This window comes from Acidipila sp. EB88 (assembly GCF_003858395.1).
Lineage (GTDB): Bacteria > Acidobacteriota > Terriglobia > Terriglobales > Acidobacteriaceae > EB88.
The window spans coordinates 2431524-2453972 of the sequence record NZ_QWEV01000005.1 but is presented as its reverse complement, the minus strand read 5'-3'; the positions used below and the strand labels follow the sequence as shown (position 1 = coordinate 2453972).

Annotated in this window: 14 protein-coding genes and 1 tRNA gene; 8 read left to right on the top strand and 7 right to left on the bottom strand. The window is 60.9% G+C overall.

What is annotated here, in order from left to right:
- Positions 1-80: 80 nt before the first annotated feature.
- From tsf to D1Y84_RS10745, 5 genes are all read right to left on the bottom strand, one after another.
- Positions 81-677: a translation elongation factor Ts gene (gene tsf, locus D1Y84_RS10765; RefSeq protein ID WP_124850072.1), complete on the bottom strand. Its 597-nt coding sequence runs from the start codon at positions 675-677 to the stop codon at positions 81-83.
- 205 nt (positions 678-882) lie between these two features.
- On the bottom strand, positions 883-1809 hold the full coding sequence (gene rpsB / locus D1Y84_RS10760; protein WP_124848502.1) for a 30S ribosomal protein S2: 927 nt from the start codon (positions 1807-1809) through the stop codon (positions 883-885).
- A gap of 155 nt (positions 1810-1964) precedes the next feature.
- Positions 1965-2360: a 30S ribosomal protein S9 gene (gene rpsI, locus D1Y84_RS10755; RefSeq protein ID WP_124848501.1), complete on the bottom strand. Its 396-nt coding sequence runs from the start codon at positions 2358-2360 to the stop codon at positions 1965-1967.
- Positions 2361-2368: 8 nt separating this feature from the next.
- Entirely contained in the window at positions 2369-2821 is a 453-nt protein-coding gene (gene rplM / locus D1Y84_RS10750) for a 50S ribosomal protein L13 (RefSeq protein WP_124848500.1), read from the bottom strand.
- A 372-nt stretch (positions 2822-3193) separates the two neighbouring features.
- The gene (locus tag D1Y84_RS10745) at positions 3194-3421 is read right to left on the bottom strand and encodes a hypothetical protein (protein ID WP_124848499.1); all 228 of its coding nucleotides are present in this window, start codon (positions 3419-3421) and stop codon (positions 3194-3196) included.
- A 369-nt stretch (positions 3422-3790) separates the two neighbouring features.
- Here D1Y84_RS10745 and D1Y84_RS10740 point away from each other — a divergent pair, with 369 nt between their 5' ends.
- From D1Y84_RS10740 to D1Y84_RS10720, 5 genes are all read left to right on the top strand, one after another.
- A complete protein-coding gene (locus tag D1Y84_RS10740) occupies positions 3791-4063 on the top strand; it encodes a hypothetical protein (protein WP_124848498.1) in 273 nt (90 codons plus the stop codon).
- A 263-nt stretch (positions 4064-4326) separates the two neighbouring features.
- Positions 4327-4413: transfer RNA gene (locus D1Y84_RS10735), tRNA-Leu, on the top strand.
- A gap of 553 nt (positions 4414-4966) precedes the next feature.
- Complete coding sequence (locus tag D1Y84_RS10730) at positions 4967-6415, top strand: MATE family efflux transporter (RefSeq protein WP_124848497.1); 1449 nt, start codon at positions 4967-4969, stop codon at positions 6413-6415.
- Positions 6416-6581: 166 nt separating this feature from the next.
- Positions 6582-6929: a carboxypeptidase-like regulatory domain-containing protein gene (locus D1Y84_RS10725; protein WP_124848496.1), complete on the top strand. Its 348-nt coding sequence runs from the start codon at positions 6582-6584 to the stop codon at positions 6927-6929.
- Between the two features lie 14 nt (positions 6930-6943).
- Entirely contained in the window at positions 6944-10186 is a 3243-nt protein-coding gene (locus D1Y84_RS10720; RefSeq protein WP_124848495.1) for a TonB-dependent receptor, read from the top strand.
- A gap of 100 nt (positions 10187-10286) precedes the next feature.
- Here the strand turns inward: D1Y84_RS10720 and D1Y84_RS10715 are convergent, their stop codons facing one another.
- The gene (locus tag D1Y84_RS10715; RefSeq protein WP_124848494.1) at positions 10287-11873 is read right to left on the bottom strand and encodes a glycosyl hydrolase family 39; all 1587 of its coding nucleotides are present in this window, start codon (positions 11871-11873) and stop codon (positions 10287-10289) included.
- Positions 11874-11972: 99 nt separating this feature from the next.
- Entirely contained in the window at positions 11973-15503 is a 3531-nt protein-coding gene (locus tag D1Y84_RS10710) for a carboxypeptidase regulatory-like domain-containing protein (RefSeq protein ID WP_124848493.1), read from the bottom strand.
- Positions 15504-15913: 410 nt separating this feature from the next.
- On the opposite strand from D1Y84_RS10710, the gene D1Y84_RS10705 reads away from it, so the two are divergent.
- From D1Y84_RS10705 to D1Y84_RS10695, 3 genes are all read left to right on the top strand, one after another.
- Positions 15914-18097, top strand: coding sequence for a glucoamylase family protein (locus D1Y84_RS10705; RefSeq protein WP_124848492.1), 2184 nt, complete (start codon positions 15914-15916; stop codon positions 18095-18097).
- 340 nt (positions 18098-18437) lie between these two features.
- Complete coding sequence (locus D1Y84_RS10700) at positions 18438-20462, top strand: DUF3857 domain-containing protein (protein WP_124848491.1); 2025 nt, start codon at positions 18438-18440, stop codon at positions 20460-20462.
- Positions 20446-22413: a transglutaminase family protein gene (locus tag D1Y84_RS10695; RefSeq protein WP_124848490.1), complete on the top strand. Its 1968-nt coding sequence runs from the start codon at positions 20446-20448 to the stop codon at positions 22411-22413. Before D1Y84_RS10700 ends, D1Y84_RS10695 begins: the two co-directional genes overlap by 17 nt.
- The last annotated feature ends 36 nt before the right edge of the window (positions 22414-22449 follow it).

Sequence of the window (22449 nt, the reverse complement as noted above, 5' to 3'; positions counted from 1 at the left end):
TGTGGCACGCGGCGGGGTGCTTGGCACAAACAAAAGGCCCGGCATAAGCCGGGCCTTTTGATGATGCGATGAAGCAGGGACTACTCTGCGGAAGCGGTCGGCATGTCTTCCGCCTTGACCTGGGCCACGGTCCAGACCGGGTCGCCTACCTTGAAGCGTGCGAAGCGGCGCACGGTGATGTTCTCACCAAGCTTGCCAACCTTCTGCGCGATCATTTCCTTAATCGTGAGCGACTGCTCCTTGATGAAGGGCTGATCCAGAAGGCAGACCTCCTCGTAGAACTTCGACATCTTGCCTTCGACGATCTTCTCCACAACAGGCGCGGGCTTGCCCGTTGCGGCTGCCTGCGAACGGTAGATGTCCTTCTCGCGGGCCATGTCTTCTTCCGTAACATCTTCGCGACGAACGTAGCGCGGATCGGTCGCGGCGATGTGCATCGCGATGTCCTTCATCAGTTCCTGAAAGTCTTCCGTACGGGCCACGAAATCGCTCTCGCAGTTGATCTCGACCAGCACGCCGATCTTGCCGCCTGCGTGGATGTAGGTGCCCACGGCACCTTCGTTGGTGCCGCGCGAAGCCTTCTTCGCTGCGGAGGCCATGCCGCGCTTGCGCAGGATCACGAAGGCTTCTTCCATGTCGCCCTTCGACTCCTGGAGGCTCTTCAGGCAATCGCCCATCGGAGCGCCTGACTTTTCACGGAGCTCCTTGACCAGCTTTGCATCGATTTTCTCAGTCACTGCTGCCACCTTGGTTTCCTCTTCGTGCCGGGCCGTGGGCCTCGAGCGGTTGGAACTACCTGTTACCTGCTTTGATCCTTACGCGGCGAAAGCGTGGCGCCGGAAACCGGACCACGCCCTCGCTGTGCTTGCACTGTGCGCCTGGTTAGACGGTGCCTTCGGCAATGTCGGGCTCGGTGATCGCTCCAACGCCTGCCGGGGCCTTTCGGATACCGCCACCAAGGGCCGACTCGAGATCCACCACTTCGTTCTCGGCTTCTGCCTCGACCGGGCTCGACTCAGCAACGGGCTGGTCTGCGCCTGCTTCCAGGCTGCCGTCCTCAAACGTGGCCGCGGTAAACTGCGCCTCGGGCGATACGCCGGCAACATCCATAAACTGCTTGTCGTTCGCCATCTGCACGCCTTCGATCACGGAATCCGAGACCTTGGAGGTGAACAGGCGAATAGCACGCAGCGCGTCATCGTTGCCGGGAATCACGTAGTCGACCACGGTGGGGTCGCAGTTCGTGTCCACCACAGCAACCACCGGGATGCCGAGCTTGCGGGCTTCCTTGACAGCAATTGCCTCGGCGTTCGAGTCAACGATGAACAGGGCGTCAGGCAGACGCTTCATGTTCTTGATGCCGGCCAGATTCGCCTGCAGGTGCTTGCGCTCGCGCTCAAGCTTGATGACTTCCTTTTTGGTGAGCAGTTCGTAGCGGCCATCGGTCGCCATCTCGTCCAGTTCCTGGAGCCGCTTCACCGACTTCTGCACCGTGACCCAGTTGGTAAGGAGGCCACCCAGCCAGCGCTGGTTGATGTAGAACATACCGCAGCGCGTCGCCTCTTCCGCGATCGCATCCTGTGCCTGCCGCTTGGTGCCGACAAACAGGATGACCTTGCCCGTGGATGTCAGGTCGGTCACATACTTCGACGCTTCCTTGAACATCTTGAGGGTCTTCTGCAGGTCAATGATGTAGATCCCGTTGCGCTCGCCGAAGATGTACTCCTTCATGCGCGGATCCCAACGCTTGGTCTGGTGTCCAAAGTGAACGCCAGCCTCAAGCAACTCCTTCATGGTGATGGTTGCCAAACAGCCTCCTTTGTAAATTGCATCTCCGCGGAAAAGCCGGAGATTGATTCCCTAGTTTGCCGGGAGAATCACGTCCGAGATACCGGCTATGCCGGGTGAACACGTTACGGAGAATCCGGGCCGGACCGAGAACAACTCGACCAGGCCCGAGATATTTAGCGCTTCGAGAACTGGAAGCGGGCGCGGGCGCCCTTCTGACCGTACTTCTTGCGTTCCTTGATCCGCGCATCGCGGGTCAGGAGACCTTCCGTCTTGAGGGTCTTGCGCAACTCGACATTGAAGGCGAGCAGTGCGCGGGAGATACCCATCTTGACCGCATCTGCCTGGGCGCTTACGCCGCCGCCACGCACAGTCGTGATCACGTCGAAGTTGGCGATCAGCTCGGTCAGAACCAGGGGACGCTTGGCAGCGATCCGCTGCTGTTCCGTCACGAAGTACACTTCGTGCGCCTTCTTGTTGACTGAAAATTTGCCCGAACCGGGACGGAGAAATACACGCGCGATCGCCGATTTGCGGCGGCCTGTTCCGTAGTACTGCACCAAATCTGCCATGGGTATCCTTATGCCTTCTTGCCGAGCTGGGTATCGATTTCGAGGACCACCGGCTTCTGCGCCTGGTGGGGATGCTTGTCGTCGCGATAGACCTGAAGCTTGGTCGCCATCTGGCGGCCCATCTTGGTCTTCGGCAGCATGCCCTGCACGGCTTCTTCGATGATCTTTTCCGGGCGGCGCTTCAGGAGCCGCAGGAAGGACTCTTCGCGCAGACCACCGGGGAACCCGGTGTACCGGCGATAGACCTTCTTTTCGGACTTCAGACCGGTCAGGCGAACCTTTTCGGCATTGATCACGATGACATGGTCGCCCATGTCAATGTAGGGGGTGTACTTAGGGCTGCGCTTGCCGGCAAGGATGCTGGCAACCTCGGTGGCAAGGCGGCCCAGCGTTTTACCGGTGGCATCGGTCACGAACCACTTGCGATCGATTTCAAGCGCGCTTGGAATAAACGTCGACATCTCGTGCTTCTCCTCAAATCAAAACCTGCAGTGGATGTTCCCGCAGAAAACTGGGGAGTGCATCCACCGAGAACTCATGCTTGGGCTGTCCATCCTGAACCCGGCAAGCAACAAAGCGCCCTCCGATCCGTTTCCGGCATGAGGGGAGCACTGAACGGGCGAGCAGGCGCATGACCAGAATCCCTGGGCCCTGTAACCGGACCGTGCGTCGATCAGCGGACGCGGGGATAGCGCAAGAACATCAGATTAGGCGATTTCCACCTGTAAGTCAATCGGCACCGGCTTGTGCGAAGCCTAGCTTTGCCCGGCAAGGTGGCAGGCACTCGGCAACACTGCAGGGCCCTCGGGGAAAGGCCCCTGGGAGCAGCGCGTTTAGCCAACCGGGCTGAGCAGCGGCTCGATCGGGATCTGGGGCTTCAACTCTGGCATGGTGACATCGAGTGCCCGGCCTGCGGCCAACTCAGAGAAGACGTGGTTGGCAGTGTCCTCGGTGCGGGTGGAAACGATGTGGAGTTTGCGAACGGCAAGCATGGTCACGGTCGAAAGCAGATACCGATTTTCCATCTTGAGACCAGCAGCGTAGACCAACTCTGAGCGCATGTTTCCTCTTCTGGGGGCCAGAGCTGCGGCAGGACAAGCCCCGCCGGAGCTTATCCCCAACCTTTATCCTACCCCGCGGTTCGGCATTCCCAGGCTCGGACTTCGATTTCTTGGGGGCTTGTTTCCATTTCGAGCCAACAGTGGTTCCAAATCAGAACATGTGAGGAAAGCCTCGAAACACGTGCGCCTGGTCGCAGTGGACAGATGTCGGCTTGTCTGGGGGTCACCGACCCTGGTGCCGCTCGGCGGCTTTGCTTTGGAAAGCGGCAGGCTAGCCGCGTACCGGGAGAATCGGCGACCACCCCACTCTGCGGGCGGCCAGGTACGGGATAATAGGGCAGGTGTGGCGTTAAAGCAGGAGTGACAGCAATGGAAGAGCGCGATTTTTTCGATGAAAGACCGGAGCAGAAGAAGCACCTGCTCACGTGCCCGCACTGCGGCAAAGCGGATGAGTATGAACTGAGCTGGCTGGTACGCAGGAAAAAGGCGCAGCTGGGTCGGGGTGCGGATGAGCGGGATCGGGCAAGATTCGCCAAAGCCCAGTCCTACATGGTGCGACGCGACGACGTGACCGCGTGCAAGAACATACGCTGCCGAAAGCGGTTTGATGTGGCAGGGGTGCAGTCCGTGGCTTTTCTGTAAGCCCGTACTGCCGGCCCGCAGTCGCTTAGAACCGGACAGGGGAAGCGCGTTAAGCGCTTCCCCTTTCTGTCTCCGACCTGCACCAGTTCCTGGCCTACATACATTCCCTCCATGCGACCCGTCATGCCCGAGCCGCTTAGTTCGACTTACCCGAACCATGGCAAGCCTGCTTCGCTGCTGTCGCAAACGGACCGAGTGGCTAAGCGCCACGGCTACCCTTCTGGCCCCTGCAGCAGGCCTATGCGATACTGTGGGAACCGCACGCCGGGATGGCGGAACTGGCAGACGCAGCGGACTCAAAATCCGCCGAGGGCAACCTCGTGGGGGTTCGACCCCCCCTCCCGGCACCAACGTAGATATAGTTCGACGCACAGAATGACCTTCTCCTGGAGAGATGGTCTTTTTTTGTGGCCACTGGCTTCTGTGCGTGCAGGAGCGGTTGTGCGGGAGCTGTTCTCACTCGGAGCATCCCTGGACATTTTGCCAAATTAGGCCGTCAACCTGATGGCACTTGTGGGTGCTGTTCAACTCAGAGTCAGGGAAGGGCTGCGCAGGTTGACTCAAGCGGTCACCGCCGCTGCGGATGGGCATACGTCGTTTGCGCGGACGCATTCGGGCACAGCGTCTCGCCGAGCATCGGTCAACGCGCGAAGGGGTTCTGCACCGGTACGGCGCGCATGGTCCCTACTGATTGATGGATTTGGCCCAGTTGCTGCGGACCGTCGTTGATCTTCAAGGTTGCCTTCGCGGTATTTGCAGCAGTGCCGACTCTCCCTCTGCTTTCCGCTACAGCGCGCATACGGATTGAGCAGGCAGCGTCGTCGGCGGTTGTGATGCTGTGAAATGCGCATCCTTCCCTAACTGCCGCGTTGCTCATCGCAGCAGTTTAAATGGGCAGTACCCATGATGAGGACAACGCAGCCGGGTTCACGCAGTGCCGTCGCCACCACGGCGAGTCAAGATCGGACCGCGGAGACGGCGCGCACACTGCGCCTCGGTGGGCCGCTTGCCCTGGGCGAGCTGGGCTGGATGTCGACCTACATCGTTGACTCTGCCATGATCGGGCACATGCCGCACTCGGCTCTTGGGCTGGCGGCTTCCTCGCTGGGTAACACCATTTTCTATGCCATAGTGTTCTGCGCAATACGCTTTATGACGGGGCTGGAGACACTGGCCGCTCAGAGCTTCGGGCGGGGCACGCAGGAGGGTCGTGAAGAAAGCGTGCACCTCTTGGCACAGACGCTGTTGCTCGTCGGCGTCAGCACACCCATCGTGATGCTGCTTACGCTTGCAGCCATCCCGCTGCTCAGGCACCTCGGTATTTCGCCCGAGATTGTTGGCTCCACCAGTGCTTACCTGCATTCGCTCGTGTGGTCCACGGCACCGCTGCTGCTCTACATGGCCACTCGACGATACCTGCAGTCGGTCAATCACGTGGTGTTGATCGCGGTCTCCCTGCTTACAGCCAACCTGGTGAACGCTGTGGGTGATTACGCATTTCTGTTCGGGCATTTCGGCGTGCATGCGATGGGGCTGGCCGGCTCCGGGTGGGCCACATGCGTGGTGCGGGTGTACATGCTGGGACTGCTTGCCGTGGGCTTCCTGCTCACCTCGCGCAAGCTCCACACGCGACTGAGCCTGCGCCAGTTACGCCCCAGTCCATGGCGCCTTGGCCTGCTGTGGCGCATCGGCTGGCCCGATGCACTGGAGAACATAACAGACCTCGGCTTTTCCACGTATATGTCGATCGTATGTGCGCGCCTCGGTTCGACCCTGCTGGCCGCCCATAACATCGTGCTCGAGATCGATGCCTTCGTTTACATGGTGCCTCTTGGACTCTCGTACGCAACCATTGTGCGCGTAGGGCAGGCAGCGGGCGGCGGCAGCCTGGTCCGTGTGCAACGGGCAGCGAATGTCTCCTTCGCGCTGGGCTTGGGGTACATTCTGGTGGCTTCCCTGCTCTTCGCCGGCTTTCCTCACTACTGGACTTCGCGTTACACCAACGACGCGGCGGTGATTGCAGCGGCCGCGCCCATCTTCCTGATCTGCGGCTTTCTGCAACTGGGCGACACGGCCAACGTGCTTTTCTCAGCGGCGCTGACGGGGCTTGGTGATACGCGCACCCCGTTCCTTGCAAACACCGTTTTGTACTGGGTGGTCGGCATGCCGCTTTCCTACTTTCTGGCTTTTCATACTTCGTTCGCGTTGAAGGGCCTTTGGCTCGGCCGTGGAGTCGCAGCCGTACTGACTGGTGCCGTGATGGCCCTGGTCTGGCAGCAACGCATTCGCCACGCCACCGGCGACCGCCAGGCTTCTGGGTTGACGCTGCTACGCCCGATGCACGCTGAGTAGGGCTCTGTACCTGCGCGTCGGCTCAGTTGCAGGGCGCGGTTGAGCCGGCATTTCCTTTCCACTTCGCTTTGCCGCATCTTTACGCGCCGCATGTTAACTCGGCGCACCTTGACCAGTCTCATTTTGACTCCCCGTACCTTGTTCCTGCCGCACCTGAGGATTTCCCATGACGACGATTCGTTCCCGCAACCTGCTTCTGCTGCTGTTCCTCTTCGGAGCCGGTGTACTCTCCGGCACGGCGCAATCCACCCTTGGCAGTGTGAGTGGTCGCGTGGAGGACACAACCCGTGCGGCGCTGCCTGCGGCAACGATCCGGCTGCACCGGATCGAGACCAACAGCGACCGCACGCTCTTGTCTGCGGCGGACGGCTCCTTCAACGCACTCAACGTCGATCCAGGCACTTACGACATTGCTGTGTCACTCGCCGGCTTTGCGACCGACATCGAGCGTGGAGTCGTGGTGGACGCGCGCCAGCAGCTTCGCCTTGATCTCACCCTGAGGCCGGGGCCGTAAGCGAGACCATTCGGGTGGATGCATCGAATTCCGGCACACTCAACACGGCGGATGCGCAGATCTCCGCCGCGCTCACACCGCAGGCCGTGCTGGACCTCCCAGCGAATTACCGGGGTGCCGGTTCCACTTCCCCGCTGAACGTGATCCAGACACTGCCCGGCGTGCAACCTGACTCCGGGGCGTATCCACCGTCCCCGTCCGCATCTCCCGCGCCGGGTATTAAGTTCTCCCTGCAGGGTGGGCTGCCATCGCAGTCTGAGACCACGATCGACGGAATTTCAGCGCAGAACCAGACCACCAACAACATCCTTGGTGACGCATTCCCTTCTGCGGAATCCATTGCCGAGATCCGCGTGGACGGGGTGAACAACAATGCCGAGTATGCGCAGCCCGGCGAGATCACCACGGTGACCAAGGCAGGCACGGACGCGCTGCATGGATCTGCATTCTGGTACTTTCAGAACTCCGCGTTTGATGCCATCCCGTTCGGCACTGATCGCGCGAACAAGCCGAAGAAAGTGGCGAACGATTTCGGTGGCTTCGTTGGCGGACCCGTTCTGCTGCCGCATCTCTACAACGGGCGCGATCGTACGTTCTTTTTCGCGACCTATGAGGGACTACGCTTTCCGCAATCCACTGTTCTGCAGGCGCTTGTGCCTACTGTGCTGATGAAGCAGGGCAACTTCTCACAGGAGACCGCAGCGCTCGTAAATCCTTTCACCGGCGGCCTGTATGCGAACCAGGTGCTGCCGTCGATCAATAAAAGTTCCTCGGCCTTTCTGCAGTTTTATCCAGACCCAAATGTTGGCAGTGGCGGCAGTCTTCAGAACGCGATTGCCACCACGGGCTACAACTACCTGAGCACACGCCGCCGCGACATCGACTCGAACCAATACGACCTGCGCCTCGACCAGGCAATCGGCAGCAAAGGCAGCGTGTTTGCCCGGTTTACGTCTAAGAACATCGCACAGGTGCAGCCGGTTGATCTCACATTGCCGAACTCTTCGGCAATCGGCCAGTACCGCATCTTTGCCGCCGTTGCGAACTATGCCTTTTCTCCAAGGCTTGCGAATGAGTTTCGCTTCGGATTCACACTTGAACAGGATGGCTCCACGAGCCCTTACAACGGGGCAGCCGTGGTCAATGCGGCAGCGCTGAGTGGTGTTGGCCCCAACTTCCCATTCAACGGCATCAGCCATATCGGTTTCGATTCGCAACTGGCATCCATCGGCGAGCGGCTCGATTCGACCGAGCAGTCGAGGATCTTCCAGTACGTCGACAATGTCACGATGGTGCGTGCTGCGCACACGGTGCGACTGGGCGTGGATGTGCGCCACCTGGCCGCCATCACCCCCCTGGACTTTTCATCCTCCGATAACTACGGCAACTTCTACTTCACGCAGGCAAGCAGCTTTACCGGGCAGGAGTTTGCTGACTTCCTGCTGGGCGCGCCCTACCAGACGCAGATTGACAATGTCACCGCCAACAACAACGGCAACTCCGATGCGTACGCCGTGTATGCACAGGACAACTGGAAGGCCACGCCCAGGCTCAACATCACCTTCGGGCTGCGCTACGAACTGCATCCTGCTTTCTCCGACAAGGGCGGCAATATCGGCAACTTCGAACCATCCGCAGCGAAGTCCGGCACGTTGCTATACCCTGCGGGCTTTGCCGGAAACCTGGCCCCGGCGGAGCTTGCCAACCTCAACGCCTGCGCCACCGCGGGTGTCACCAACCCGTACGCAACGAATGGTGTCGAAAACGGGGCGCCATGCACACCCGTACTCTCCAACAAACAGGCGGGTTTGCCGCAAGGGCTGCGCACTTATCCCAAGCTGCGCTTTGAGCCGCGATTCGGTTTTGCTTACCGGCCATTCGGCAATGACCGCACCGCGATCCGCGGCGGCGCGGGCTATTACAACATCACGACTTCAGGCGCACTGTTCTACGCGTTAACAGGAACCCTGCAGGCAAATGTGCAGACGTTCAACAACGTTGAAACCGCAACCGGGCCGGCGTTCAGTTTTCCGGCGATCTCGACTGCTGGCACCAACAGTTTCGCCGGAGGCAACTTCGCGCCGGCGTATGGCTCCGTCAGCTTCAACTCGGCCGTCGACATCCATTGGCACGATCCATATTCGCTGCAGACAAATCTTTCGGTGGATCATGACTTCGGCCATGGCTTCGGTTTGCGCGTCAGCTACGTGGGGCTGCATACCTGGCATCTTGTGTGGCAGCCGGAGCTGAACATGCTGCCGCTCTCCACGAGCACACCCGCACAGAATCAACCACGCACAGCGTTTGCTTATCCCAACTTCTACTCCATCGCAGAACGTTCCACCGCAGCCCAGGCGGATTACCACTCCGGGCAGGTTGAGCTCTCGCACCGATTCAGCAAGGGCATGTCGCTGGACAGCGCCTACACCCTGGCGAAAAACCTTTCTGATAATCAGGGCACTGCCGGCGCCTTTGCGCAGCCGGGCAGCTTTGTCGATGAACAGGGCGGATACTACGCGACCTACACCGGGGACCGGCATCTCGATTACGGCAATGTAACCGGAACACGGCGCAATCGGTGGCTGACGACCAGCGTGTATGAACTGCCCTTTGGGCGCGGCAAGCACTTCCTCGGTGCGAGCGGGCACACGATGGACCTCCTCGTGGGCGGCTGGCAGGTCTCCAATATCTTTGTCTGGCAGAGTGGTCCATTCCTGACGGCATATCTCCCGGCCGGCGGTGCGGATCCGTCGGGCACCGGGGCAGGCTCGCTCTTTGGCAGGAATCAAAGGCCGGATCGCATTGCCAAAGGCAATTTGCCGCGTGGCGTGCGGACGCGCAACCAATGGTTCAACGCCGCCGCGTTCACGTGCCCAGGCGGAACCGGCCTGGGTGGAACCACCGGGGCCGCGTCTCTACAGAACGGCAACTGTGTGGTGGGCAGCGTGGTCAAAAACGCTCAGGGCAGCGTGGTTGCGCAGGTGGCACCGATCGGCCGCTTCGGTACCGAGGGCGTGGGCGACCTGACGGGGCCCGGCACCATCACGCTTTCCTCTGGCGCGAGTAAGTCGTTCCGCCTGACAGAGGCCTTGAGGCTGCGTGCCGAGGGGACCTTCACCAACATCCTGAATCACACCAACCTGGCAGACCCGCAACTGGATGTAACGCAAGCGAACTTCGGCCAGATCACGCAGGCGCGTGGATCTGATTTTGGTGGCAACCGCACAGGCCAGGTCACGATGCGGCTGGAGTTCTAACGCCGCGCAGGATAGACGCAGCGGGCTGCAACCACGTAGTCATGGAGCGCTCCGCTGCGCTACTGCGTGCGCGACAAGACGGCCGGACTACTGCAGCCTGCTACTTCACAAGAACGACAGCGAGGCCGTGCGGTGGCACGGCTATCTCCAGCACTCCACCGGCTAGGTGCCGCTGCTCCGGAGGCGCCATGGCCCCGGCTGCACGCAACTTGGCGAGCTGTGCAGCTGTTGGGTTCCCCTCGGGGCGCCCCATCGCATCATATGCGGCGAGTACGTTTCCATGCGTGTCATCCACCCGGAAGATCGTCACCGCGGCGGTAGGCGGAACATGCTGAAACTGCACGTGGAAGGTCTTTGGCGTGCCAGCGGATGTTGGCGGCGGGGTGTACGCCGCGCCCGTGCCCGTGGGTGGCGCGTAGTTCCAGAGTGCTGCGACTACGGAGCCATCATGACTTCTTGTTGCCAGCGCTGACTCCGACGAAAGGCCGTAGCGTGCATCACCCAGCTTGTGAAGCGCAGCAAAGGCATTGAGCGCCGGCTTGGGAATCGAGCCCGCCGCAATTAACCCGAAGCCGCCATAGAATGGCGTGTGCACCACACCCTGCTCTTCAAACACGTCCGAGAAGTCCCAGTAGGCCATCGTGTCGGTGAGTCCGTCGCAGAGGCGGATGGTGTTTGCAAGCCAGGGCCCTACAAACGTCGTGTCGCTCACGTTCGGCTCATTGGCGTAGCTGGGGCCGTACTCGGAGAAGATCAGCGGCATCTTTGGATACGCTGATTTCAGAATCTCCTCGTGCACCATCTTCACAGCGCGGTAGACCATCCTGTCCCGCGGCACATCCTCGTTGGTGTGCAGCACGTTATCGGCAGTGTCATTGCCGTACACGTGCGTCGAAACAAAATCGACGGGCACCTCCGCTGACTTTGTGTGCGCAAGGAAGTCACTCACCCATGCTGCCTGTGCGGTAGAAGGGCCACCGACCTGGAGGCGTGGCGAGACTGCTTTGAGCGCACGCGCCGTGTGGTCGTAGAGCTCGAAGTAGGTAGACTGCCTGGGATCGCCGCCCCAGAAATCAAGATTGGGCTCGTTCCATACTTCGAACTTCCAGCTTGCGACTTCATCAATCCCGTAGCGCCCCACAAGGTGCGCGGCGAATGCACTGAGCATTGCATCCCAGTCCGCGTAGTTCTTGGGAGGCGACACGATTGGGCGGTAGAAGAAAGACTGCGTCTTGTTGGGATCAGCAGCCATCTTCTTCGGCATGAAGCTCAACTCGATGAAGGGCTTGACGCCTTTTGCCAGCAGCCCGTCGTAGATTTCGTCGACGTAGAAGAAGTTGTAGGGAGAGCTCTTCTGCACCTTCTCCGCTGCGAGCCCGGGGTTCTGCACCACGCGATCCGGATCGTACACACCGACCTCATCCATCAGGATGCCGTGAAAGCGGATGGACTCGAAGTTGGTCGCAGCCTTGACGGTGCCTAGGTCATCCCGGTAACTCTCACGCAGTGAAAGTACCGCGCGACCGGACCCGAACGTCTTTTCCCAGAAGTGCAGAAACGGTGTCGTCGGCGCGCTGGCATCGATGGTGATCTGCTCCTGCGCAAGAGCAGCGAACCCGCCGGACACAACGGCGAATGCCACAAGCGGCAGAATCAGGCGGGCGAAGCGCTGGCGGGTGCGGATCATGCGGTGGGTTCCTTCTTCAAAGAAAGTGCGAGGCGCCGGGCGCGGGCAAATGGGGGATGCGCGAGCCGGTGCATCCCTCCTATGGTTATACCTCGGCGTCTAGAAGGAGAACCGCGCCTGCAGGTTGACGATGCGCGCGGAGAGACCTTTCTGCGCCTGCCCGAACGTGGACAGGAGGTAGTTGGTCACCATCGAGCTTGAGTCAAGATTGATCTGGTTGAAGAGATTGAAAGCATCCGCGCGAATTTCGATGTTCGCATTCTCGCCGATCACGCGCGCGCTTGGCAGCCCGAACGACTTGGTCACAGTTCCATCGAAATCCTCGTAGCCGGGTCCGGTGAAGGAGTTGCGGCTCACACCTGGCAACGTGGGCAGACCGGTGGCAAAGCCGTTCGCCTGCGCGACCGGAGCCACAGGATTGGCAAAGTACGCGGACGTGGTTCCCCCTGTGCCAAGCGAAGCGTTGAGCGGGAAGTTCGCGTTGAGCTTGCCGTCCTCAAAGGCGTCGTTGCCGGTGTGGTGCCCAGCACCGCCCAGAAAAGCCGCCGGGCGCAGGCTGCTGTAACCGCTGGCGGCATAGTACAGGTTGCCGCCAGGCACACTGTACGTCGGCGTATACGGGAAACCGGTGTGCAGGTTGTAGATACCGCTGATGCCGATACCACCCAGTGTCTTGTTGAGCAGCGTGTTGCCGTGGAACAGCACCGGCTGCCATAGGCCATACAGCTTCAATGCCTTGCCATAGTTGAAATCAGAGCGCCCCCACGCCAGTCCCGGCTGGTAGGGGTACGGGTCTTCGTAGTACGGACTCGACCCAGTGTCCATTGTCTTCGCGTAGTTGAACTCGGCATCGAACATGATGCCGTGTGACATCTGGTGCTTGAGCCCGAGCAGGAGAGAGTTATTGCTGGAGTGCCCGGTGTTGCCGTAGTAGTCGATGTTCTGCACCAACGGATTCTGCGCCTGCCCATACGCGAACGCATTCACATACGCGAAGTTCTGCACAATCAGGTGGCGCGACATGCTGCCCTGATAGCCGGCGGTCGCGACAAACTGGTGCCCGAGGTCGAACTGGGTATCGAGCGAAAAGTGCTCCGTGTAAACGGTTGGCTGCGTCGCCTGGTAGGCGGTAATGAACGCACCCCCGGCAGTCGGGAGATTGGCTGTGTTGAAACCGCCGATAGCATTCGGATTCGCCGGATAGCCAAAGAGTGAGTTCGAGTCGCTGGCAATGCCGTACACAATGCGCGGGTTAATTGCCGTGGGCGAACCGCTGTTGTAGGCAACAGCAAGCACGTTGGGCGGATTGCTGCCCGCATTGCCCGTGATCGCGACTTCGGTCTGGTTGAAGTTCAGGCCGAATCCGCCGCGTACCACGGCCTTTCCGTTGAACTTCGCAGGGCTGAAAGAGAAACCGAACTGCGGGCCGAAGTTGCCTTTCTGCGCCTGCGTAAGGTTGCCGCCCTGGTGCACATACAGGTTGGTGTACGCCGTTGCTCCCTCGCCGAGGACCACCCGGTTGAGGTTGTTTTCCTTGGACGATAGCGGGCCGAAGTATGCGTAGCGCAGGCCCAGGTTCAGCGTAAGATTGGGCCGCGCTTTCCAGTCGTCCTGCACAAAGAAACCGTACAGATCTTCGCGATCATCCTGCCGGTTGGTGGTCGGGGTTCCAGTTGCTGGATCAAAGCTGCCGCTCTCCGCATTGGGAGCGTCGTTCAGGAAGTCCCAGATGTTGTAGAAGGTGTAGCTCGGGCGCGCAGAGTAGGTCGGGTTGTTGAGGTAGTACAGCCGCGTCACATCGCCGCCAAACTTCACAGAGTGATTGCCGGCAATCTTTGTGGCGATGTCTTTGTAGGTGTACGTGTGCTGGTTGAAGTTGCTGGGCCCGGGCGCGCCGAAGAAGGCAAGCTGGTTGGTGCCTGTGATGTTGGCGAGTCCCCCGACCTGGGACTGCGGCAGGCCGAACGGCTCCTGCGGATTGGTCAGAATTTCGTTCCAGCGCCAGCCGGCATCGTTCGCGCGTGCCTCGTTCAAAAACGTGGGCGAGAACACGTGATTCCAGATCAGCGAGTACGCATCGTTTGTCTGCTCATGGTGGTAAAGGTTGTACGCGCGTACGGTACCGTCATAGTTCGTGGTAGTCAGTGGCACCCAGTAGATAGCAAATGCAACATGATCCTTCTTCGTCACGTCCGCATCCAGCCGGCCATTGAACTGGCTTGCAACAGTGGAGCTGGGATTGACCGTGTTGTAGAGCGCGACATCTGCCGTGTCGCCCAGCCCGGCGCCCACACCGGGATCCGTAACACTTTGCCAGGTAAGATCCTGTGTGCCGAGCGGCTGGTTCAGCGGCGTACCCAGGTTCAGGCCTTGCCCCTGTATGGTTCGACAGTTGATCCCCTCGGAGAACCCGGCCTGTGCGCAGGTCTGGTTCACGATCGAAGAGGCAGCCACTGCCGCCCCGGGAAAGGTGAGGTACTTGGACGCGATGCTGCCAGCAGGCGCCAGCGCACGGAAGGCGGCAGTCTCGTACCAGCCGGTGCTCGTGGTAGAGGCATTGTTGCGCTGCGTCTCGTAAGCGAAGAAGGCAAATAGCCGATCGCGCAAAATCGGGCCGCCCACACTTCCGCCGAGCTGGTTGGCACGCGTGGTGTCGCGCAGCAGACCGCGAGCCGCGGGCGTCCCGGGATTGAAGCTGCCCGGCCCGTTGTAGCGTTGATAGGCGTTGAGGCCGGGCCGGTTTGCGCGGAAGAAAAGGCTGCCGTGGTACTGGTTGGTGCCGGTCTTGGATGTGATCTGGATCCCCGCTCCACTGAAGCGACCATTCTCCGCGTCGTACGTGTTGGAGATGACTTTGACATTGCCGACCGAGTCTTCCGTCGGCGTGATGATGGAGGTTCCGCCCCAGACCGCGCTGACGGTGCTGATGCCATCGATCTGGATGCCGTTGGTCTCGGATTGACCGCCATTGGCATTTGCCTGTGGCCCGTTCTCCGTGGCAAAGATGCCGCTGCTGCTGGTGGTTCCGCCTGGGCTTGAGTTTCCGGGAAGGTTGGAGGTTCCGCCACCCGCCGCCTGTGCGCCATCACCGAAGACGCCGGGGGCCAGCTGCACCAGCTGAAACACATCGCGTCCCGCGGACGGAAGATGCTGGATTTGGTTGGCATCGATCGAGCCGCCGATTGCGGCCGTCTCTGTATCCAGTGCAGCAACCTGGTCGCCACGCACCGTAACACTGCTCGATGCAGCGCCGACCACCATCTGCACATTGACGGAGTTGGCCTGCTCTGGAATGAGTTGAAGATTGTTGATCACCTGCTGTTGAAAGCCGGGAGCGGAGGCTGAAAGCGTGTAGTGATCCGGGGCGAGCGCGTTGAAGTTATAGGTGCCGCTGCCGTTGGATACGGCGGTGAGCACCCTCGCTGTATCCGCGTCGGTGAGGGTCACGGTGGCGCCGCTGATCACGTTGCCCTTGGGATCACTGACCGTACCCTGAATGGAAGCGCGAAACTGTGCGTTGGCCGTGGTGGCCAGGGCCGCGCTTGCCACCGTGAGCAGCGTGACGCGCAGGGCGCACTGTTGAAGACGCTTTTTTGACTCGCTCAGTGTGAGATCACAAGGTACCGACATAACGCCTCCTGATCAGCGTTTGTGGCAGCAGCCCAGCACAGGCGTGTTCGGGCGCACTCCCGGCAAACGTCCGGTCGGATGGAAGCCTGCGCTCCCGAAGAAACGACTGTCAAATAGCCCGAGTAGCCTGGTCTTTGAACAACGCTGTGGGTCCCTGAGTCTGACCGGTTCGAACACGTTGCATGCTCGTCCACTTCGGCCGGCCGGCTGCGCACGGGCACATGCCTCGCGGCAACAGCAACATGCACGTTATGGCTCACTCGCATCGAGCTGCGGCTTTGGGGTGCGGACGAATCTGTCTCGCTCTTCTGCCTGTGTCCGCGCAGCACATTGCGCCACAGTGCCAACTACCTTGAAAGCCTGTTCAAGTCTGGATCCTCTACAGTAAAACTCTGTTTGGAAGGTGCGCCATGATCGAGCAGGCAAGAGTTTCGTGTTTGCTGCTTGCAGCAGCGTTTGCAGCCGCGCAGCCATGCTGGGCCGACCAGCATTATTCGCAAGAAGTATTCTTCGAGAACAGTCTCGCCGCGCATGCTTACCCCTACAGCAAGGGAACGGTGACAGCGCCCAGCATGTTGGCGCTCGTGGACGGCAAGCTGCCGGTCGAGAACCGCGAGTACATCAGCGGGCCGAATGCGCTGGCTCTCCAGTGGCTCTCGCGCGAAAACGGCGGCTGGGATACGCAGCTCGACGTGTACCAGTGGCGCAACCGCGTCATCGACTGGGCCGGCGATACCCTGTACGTGTGGCTGTGGAGCGAGCAAGGCATCCACAACAATCAGCTGCCGCAGATCGCGCTGGCAGATGTGGATGATGGCCACACGCTGCCAGTCTCCCTCGGTGCGTTTACCGCAAACCTCAAGGCCAGGCACTGGACACGTGTAGCAGTTCCGCTGGCGCGTTTCACAAGCGCTTCGCACAAGCCTTTCAGGGCACGCCGGCTCGGAAGCGTGATCCTGAGCCAGGGTGCAGCCGACGGGGTCTCCCACGTGCTGTATATGGATGACATACGGATCGAAGGCGCGCAGCACGCAGAACGGCCGAAACCGCCTACACGGCTCAGGGCTACCGGGTATGAACGGCACGTGCAGCTCTCGTGGAATGGATCGGAGCAGCGATCGGAGCACGACACGGAGGACCCCGCCGTTGCGCAGTACGTGATCTATCGCTCCATCGGGGGCGCGCCGTACAAAGCGATCGGAGTACAGCGCCCCGGCGTCAACCTGTACTCCGATTATGTCGGAGACCCGCACCTCTCCGCGACTTACAAGGTGTCGGCCCGAACGTCTACACTTGCGGAGTCGCCGATGAGCGCTGCCGCAGGGGCAAGCACACACCCGATGAGCGATGACGAACTCCTCACCATGGTGCAGGAGGCAAGCTTCCGCTACTACTGGCAGGCCGCCGAACCAGTCTCAGGGATGGCGCGGGAGTCGCAGCCGGGCGCGGACGACCTGATCGCACTCGGAGCGAGCGGCTTCGGCATCATGGCAATGTGCGTGGCTGTGGACCGTGGCTTCATCACGCGCACACAGGCGACGGATCGCCTGTTGCAGATCTCGCAATTTCTGTCACGCGCGGATCGCTTCCACGGCGTATGGCCCCACTTTCTCAGCGGAAGTACCGGGCATGCGGTGTCGCTGTTCGGGATCTACGACGATGGTGCCGATCTTGTTGAAACCTCTTTCCTAATGGAAGGGCTGTTAACTGCGCGGCAGTATTTTTCCGCAGATACTCCACAGGAGCGCGAGCTGCGCGCATTGATCACCAGCCTCTGGGATGGCGTGGAGTGGGACTGGTTCCGCGCGACCCCGAAGCGGGATGCGCTTTACTGGCACTGGTCGCCACGGTACGCCTTCCACATCGCCAACCGGCTGGAAGGCTGGAACGAGGTGATGATCACGTATCTTCTTGCGATCGCTTCACCCACACACGCAGTGCCCGCCAGCCTTTACTCGACCGGGTACACCCGGGAAGGAGGCAGCGAGCCGTACGGCATGCGCCACACTTATTTCAACATACCGCTGACCCAGGGTTATGGAGAAGGAACACCGGGCCCGCTGTTCTTTACACAGTACTCATTCATGGGCTACGACCCTCGTGGCGTGCATGATAAGTACTCCGAGTACTTCCAGAACAATCGCAACGAGTCCCTGATGAGCCAGGCGTATTCCGTAGCAAACCCTAACCACTTCAAGGGCTATGGCGCGGATAGCTGGGGGCTGACCGCGGTCGACGGACCGAAAGACCATTACGAGGAGTACAAACCATTTGTAACCGATGATGGTACCATTGCGCCCACCGGGGCCGTGAGCGCATACGCCTACACACCCGAGGCATCGCTTGCCGCGATCAAGCACTGGTATCGCGACCTTGGAGCCGAGACCTGGGACATCTATGGTTTTCGCGACGCGTTCAACCAGACCGCCGACTGGTACTCCGGCATCACGATGGGGCTCAACCAGGCTCCGCAGACAGTGATGATCGAGAACGGGCGAAGCGGGCTCATCTGGAAAAGCTTCATGGCGAATCCGGAGATGCGCCCGATGCAGCGCAAAGTCGGTCTGCAGCCCGATACCGGGGCATTCAAGTAAGCAGGGCCTACCTTGCCTTCCCGCCAGGTGCGCAGCTGGATGCTTTCGGGACGACCGCGTACCATGCGGCCTTGCCTTCCAAGATGCTGGAAGGTTACGCGCCTGGAGGTCACGGCGTGCATCCGGACCGCGAGCTGCTGCGCTGCGAGGGCGTCGCTCCTGTAGCTTGAGCCGGTGTGCGTCTCACCCCGAAGTGGCCCGGCACCGTCCATCCGGCAAGGCAGGCACGCCACCGGCCACTGCTCCGGTTTCATACAGACATCACCAAAGTGTGTTGCTGGATCAAGCGCACTCTGATAGCAATGGAGCGTCCTGACGGCGCGCTGGAGGTGCCGACATCATGCCTGTTCCATTTCTGCTCCGCACCAGTGCTGCGATCCTGAGCCTTTCTGCACTTCCTCTGTTGCCGATGGCACATGCCTCGAGCCTGCCGATGCCGACACCGCAGGAACTCAACATGCAGGCTCCCGCGGAGGATCCAGGAGCAAACGCCGTCTACCTGTCGTATGACGAGTCCGACAGTGACCAGACCAATGTCCATATCATCTCCGTGCGCCTCAAGGTGCTGACACAGGCAGGCGTTGAGCGATACTCCGACGTCCAGGTGGGCATGCTGGAACGGCGGTTCGGGGTGGAGGATGTGGAAGCACAGACGGTACACACCGATGGGCGCGTCATCCCCTTTACCGGCAAGCCATTTCAGAAAACAATGCATCGGCGCGGAGAGACCTACAAAGCCGTGGTGTTCAGCATGCCGGACGTGCAGGTGGGCAGCATCCTTGAGTATCGCTACCGCCTATCGTATGCCGATAACATCCTGTTACCGGCCCACTGGTACGTGCAGCAGGACGCCTTTGTGCTGCATGCGCACTACATCTTCCGGCCTTTTCAGATGAACGGTTCGAAGTACGTGACGGTGGATCATGATCAGATCGGTGCCGGGCTCTTCTATGTCAGTTCGCTGCCAAAGGGTGCGAAGTTCATTCCGAGTAATGGTGTGGGCCATGCTTACTACGAGCTCACCGCAGAGAACATCCCGGCGCTGCCCGATGAAGATGCCCTGCCGCCTACCCGGTCCTTCAGCTACCGCATGCTCTTCTACTACGCCGCACAAACCGAGGTGGATAGTTACTGGGCGAAAGAGGGCAAGTTTCTCAGCAAGGATATGAACACCTTTGCCGTTGCCGGGCCGAAGATGCGCGCCGACATCCCCGGCCTTTTCGCACCCGGCGATAGCGCGGAGGTGAAAACACGCAAGCTGTACCTGGCCGCGATGAAGATGGAGAATACGAACTTTACGCGGCAGCACACGCAGGAGGAGAACCAGGCACAGGGGCTGCACGCCGTCAGGACCGCGGAAGACATCTGGGTGCGGCAGCGCGGATCCGGCGACGAGATTGCCCTGACGTTCCTGGCCATGCTGCGAACCGCAGGCCTGCGTGCCTACGGCATGAAGGTGACCAACCGCGACCAAAACATCTTCGAGCCGCTGTTTATCGACACGTCGCAACTGGATGACACCATTGTGATCGCCAGCATCGACGGCAAGGAGGTATTTCTCGATCCGGGGCAACGGTTCTGTCCCTACGGACAGCTTGCCTGGAAACACAGCTGGGCGCGCGGCGTCCGGCAGACAGAGGATGGAACAGCGATCGCCTCGGCCGGAACACTCAGCTACAAAGACACGGTAATTGCGCGAACCGCGATCCTGGGGCTGCGAGATGACGGCGAAGCGTCGGGCACCCTGACACTGCTCTTCTCCGGGCAGGAGGCTCTTCGCATCCGGCAGCGGGAGACAGGCGAGGCGGTAGCCGACACCAAGCAGCGCTTCGAGGAAGAAGCACGCGCCATGCTGCCCGGGGGCATGCAACTGCATGTCATCACAATGGACGACCTCGACGATGGGGAAAAGCCGCTCAAGATCGTGTTTGGCATACGCGGACCGATTGGCACTGGGCATGGGCGTCGACTGATCCTGCCGCAGGCCTTGCTGCGCCAGAACGAGCAAGAGAGCTTCACCAGCCCGAGCCGGAAGAATGATGTGTATTTTCATTATCCGTATGTGTCAACCGACGTAGTGCAGCTAAGCCTGCCGGACGGCATCAAGCCGGAGGGAGTGCCGCCAGAGAAAAAAGCGCAGGCGCTTGACCTGCTGGCTTACAACGTCCATACCACCGTCACCGGCAGCAAGGTCCAGATGGTGCGCACCGTCGCGATGGGAGCCGTGCTGGTGCCGGTGGCACAGTACCCGAAACTGCGGGAGTTCCTGGGCGGCCTGCGCTCGGCAGACGAAGAACAGTTGTTGCTGGTGCAGCAGGCCACACCCACGGCAGCAGGCGGCGAGGCAAATGCTGCGGGCAGGTAAGCACTTCTGCCTGCTGGCAGGCTTTGCGCTGTCGCTGACTGCGCCTGCCCACGCGGCCAAGACGGTGCATGTGCCCGACTGGGTGCGCGAAGCGGCGCGGACGCCTCTGCCCACCCTGCGGCAGCACGATGCCGCCGTCGTGTTGCTCGATCAGAGCGACATCACTGTGGATGCGCACGGCCGCGCCACCGTTCATGAGCGCAAGGTCATCAAGCTGCTCACTGCTGCAGGAAGCGAATGGGCCACCTACCCGCTGTACTATGACGCGGCAGGCAAAGTCCGCGCGCTGCACAGCTGGACGATTGGCGCGGACGACCATGAGTATCAACTGGACGACAAGAACATGACCGACGCTTCGGCGGTCCCGAACTTCGCGGTGTTCGACTCTTCGCGCGTGCGGCTGGCGCAGGCCATCGATGCCGAACCCGGCGCGATCGTAGCGTTCGAGAGCGAGTTGGAGGAACCTCCATACATCACCGCTTGGCGGTACACGCTGGACGCATCCATTCCAAGCGTGGGGCACTCGGTCACACTGGCGCTCCCGGCGGGCTATCACTACTCCGATGGCTGGGCGCATATGGCGGCGGTGCAGCCCGAGCAGGTCGCACCCTCCACATGGCGCTGGCAGACGGGCCCGCGCGCCTCCCTTGATGAGGAACCCGGCGCGCCGCAGATGGGCGAGCTCTCGGCACGCATGATGGTTGCGTTTGCGGGGGGAGGGATTGCACCGTCCGATGGAAGCTGGGACGCGGTGGGGACCTGGTATGCCGCCCTTGCTGCCGGCCGCGATGGCTCCTCGCCAGCGATTGCGGCAAAAGTGGCGGAACTCACCGCGGGTAAACCCGGTTTTGCGAACAAGGTTCTCGCCCTCACCGGCTTTATGCAGGATGAGATCCGCTACGTAGCCGTCGAGATGGGCATCGGTGGATGGCAACCGCACCCGGCCGTGGATGTATTCCGCAATCGCTTTGGTGATTGCAAGGACAAGGCGACGCTGCTGACCGCGATGCTTGCCGATGCCGGCATCCGGGCCTATCCAGTGCTGGTGGACTTTGATCACCGCCTTGACCTGGCGATGCCGTCCCACTACGCCAACCACATGATCGTCGCCATCGAAGTGCCGGATGGCCTGCACGATCCTGCCTTGCAGACCGTGGCGGAGTGGGCGGGCAAACGCCTGCTGATCTTCGACCCCACCAATCCCGTCGCCCCTGCCGGGTCCCTGGAGCCGGAGCTGCAGGGCACCTACGGGCTGGTTCTGGCCGGCAAGGCCACTGCCCCGCTGCAGTTGCCCACGGTGCCCCCTGAGGACAACACGCTGTTGCGCACAGGCACGTTTGTGCTCGCCCCGGACGGAACACTGAGCGGCGACATACACGAGGTGCGACGAGGCAACACGGGTGACATTCTTCGGCACCTTTCGCTCGAAGGCGACGCGCGCAAGTTGCAGCAGCGAGCCGAGCAGGGGCTGCGGGAATCGTTCTCGCACTTCACTCTTGCCGACTTCACGATCGAACACGCCAGGGAAAGAAGCACGCCGCTCGAGGTCGATTTCCACGTAATGGCCGCGAGCTACGTGAAGCATGCCGGCGACCTGCTCCTGGTGCGTCCCGCGGTCACGGACAGCTACGCACCGCCCGGCATGAACGAGCAAAAGCCGCGTCTGTATCCGGTGGCGCTCGGCAAGGAAGAGGAAGTGCGTGAGGACTACACGATCCAGCTGCCTGGAAAGCTGCAGCCGGAGGATCTCCCGGACCCGGTGCATCTTGCCACCGACTTCGCGACCTTCGACAACTCCATGACGCTCTCCGACGGAGTGCTCCGCTATCGCAGCACTCTGCGCATTCGCAAGCTGGAGATTCCTGCGAGTGACTACGCAAAGTACCGGGACTTCTTCAGCAGGGTCACAGCGGCCGAACGGGATGAGGCACTGCTGAAGCCTGTGCCCTGACCCATGGCAAGCGCCCGTCTGCGCGGACCGGCAGGT

Bases quoted from the DNA above. Each gene is read 5' to 3' on its own strand.
- tsf (WP_124850072.1), bottom strand. From the start codon at position 677: ATGGGCGATTGCCTGAAGAGCCTCCAGGAGTCGAAGGGCGACATGGAA.
- rpsI (WP_124848501.1), bottom strand. From the start codon at position 2,360: ATGGCAGATTTGGTGCAGTACTACGGAACAGGCCGCCGCAAATCGGCG.
- rplM (WP_124848500.1), bottom strand. From the start codon at position 2,821: ATGTCGACGTTTATTCCAAGCGCGCTTGAAATCGATCGCAAGTGGTTC.
- D1Y84_RS10745 (WP_124848499.1), bottom strand. From the start codon at position 3,421: ATGCGCTCAGAGTTGGTCTACGCTGCTGGTCTCAAGATGGAAAATCGG.
- D1Y84_RS10740 (WP_124848498.1), top strand. From the start codon at position 3,791: ATGGAAGAGCGCGATTTTTTCGATGAAAGACCGGAGCAGAAGAAGCAC.
- D1Y84_RS10730 (WP_124848497.1), top strand. From the start codon at position 4,967: ATGATGAGGACAACGCAGCCGGGTTCACGCAGTGCCGTCGCCACCACG.
- D1Y84_RS10725 (WP_124848496.1), top strand. From the start codon at position 6,582: ATGACGACGATTCGTTCCCGCAACCTGCTTCTGCTGCTGTTCCTCTTC.
- D1Y84_RS10715 (WP_124848494.1), bottom strand. From the start codon at position 11,873: ATGATCCGCACCCGCCAGCGCTTCGCCCGCCTGATTCTGCCGCTTGTG.
- D1Y84_RS10710 (WP_124848493.1), bottom strand. From the start codon at position 15,503: ATGTCGGTACCTTGTGATCTCACACTGAGCGAGTCAAAAAAGCGTCTT.
- D1Y84_RS10705 (WP_124848492.1), top strand. From the start codon at position 15,914: ATGATCGAGCAGGCAAGAGTTTCGTGTTTGCTGCTTGCAGCAGCGTTT.
- D1Y84_RS10700 (WP_124848491.1), top strand. From the start codon at position 18,438: ATGCCTGTTCCATTTCTGCTCCGCACCAGTGCTGCGATCCTGAGCCTT.
- D1Y84_RS10695 (WP_124848490.1), top strand. From the start codon at position 20,446: ATGCTGCGGGCAGGTAAGCACTTCTGCCTGCTGGCAGGCTTTGCGCTG.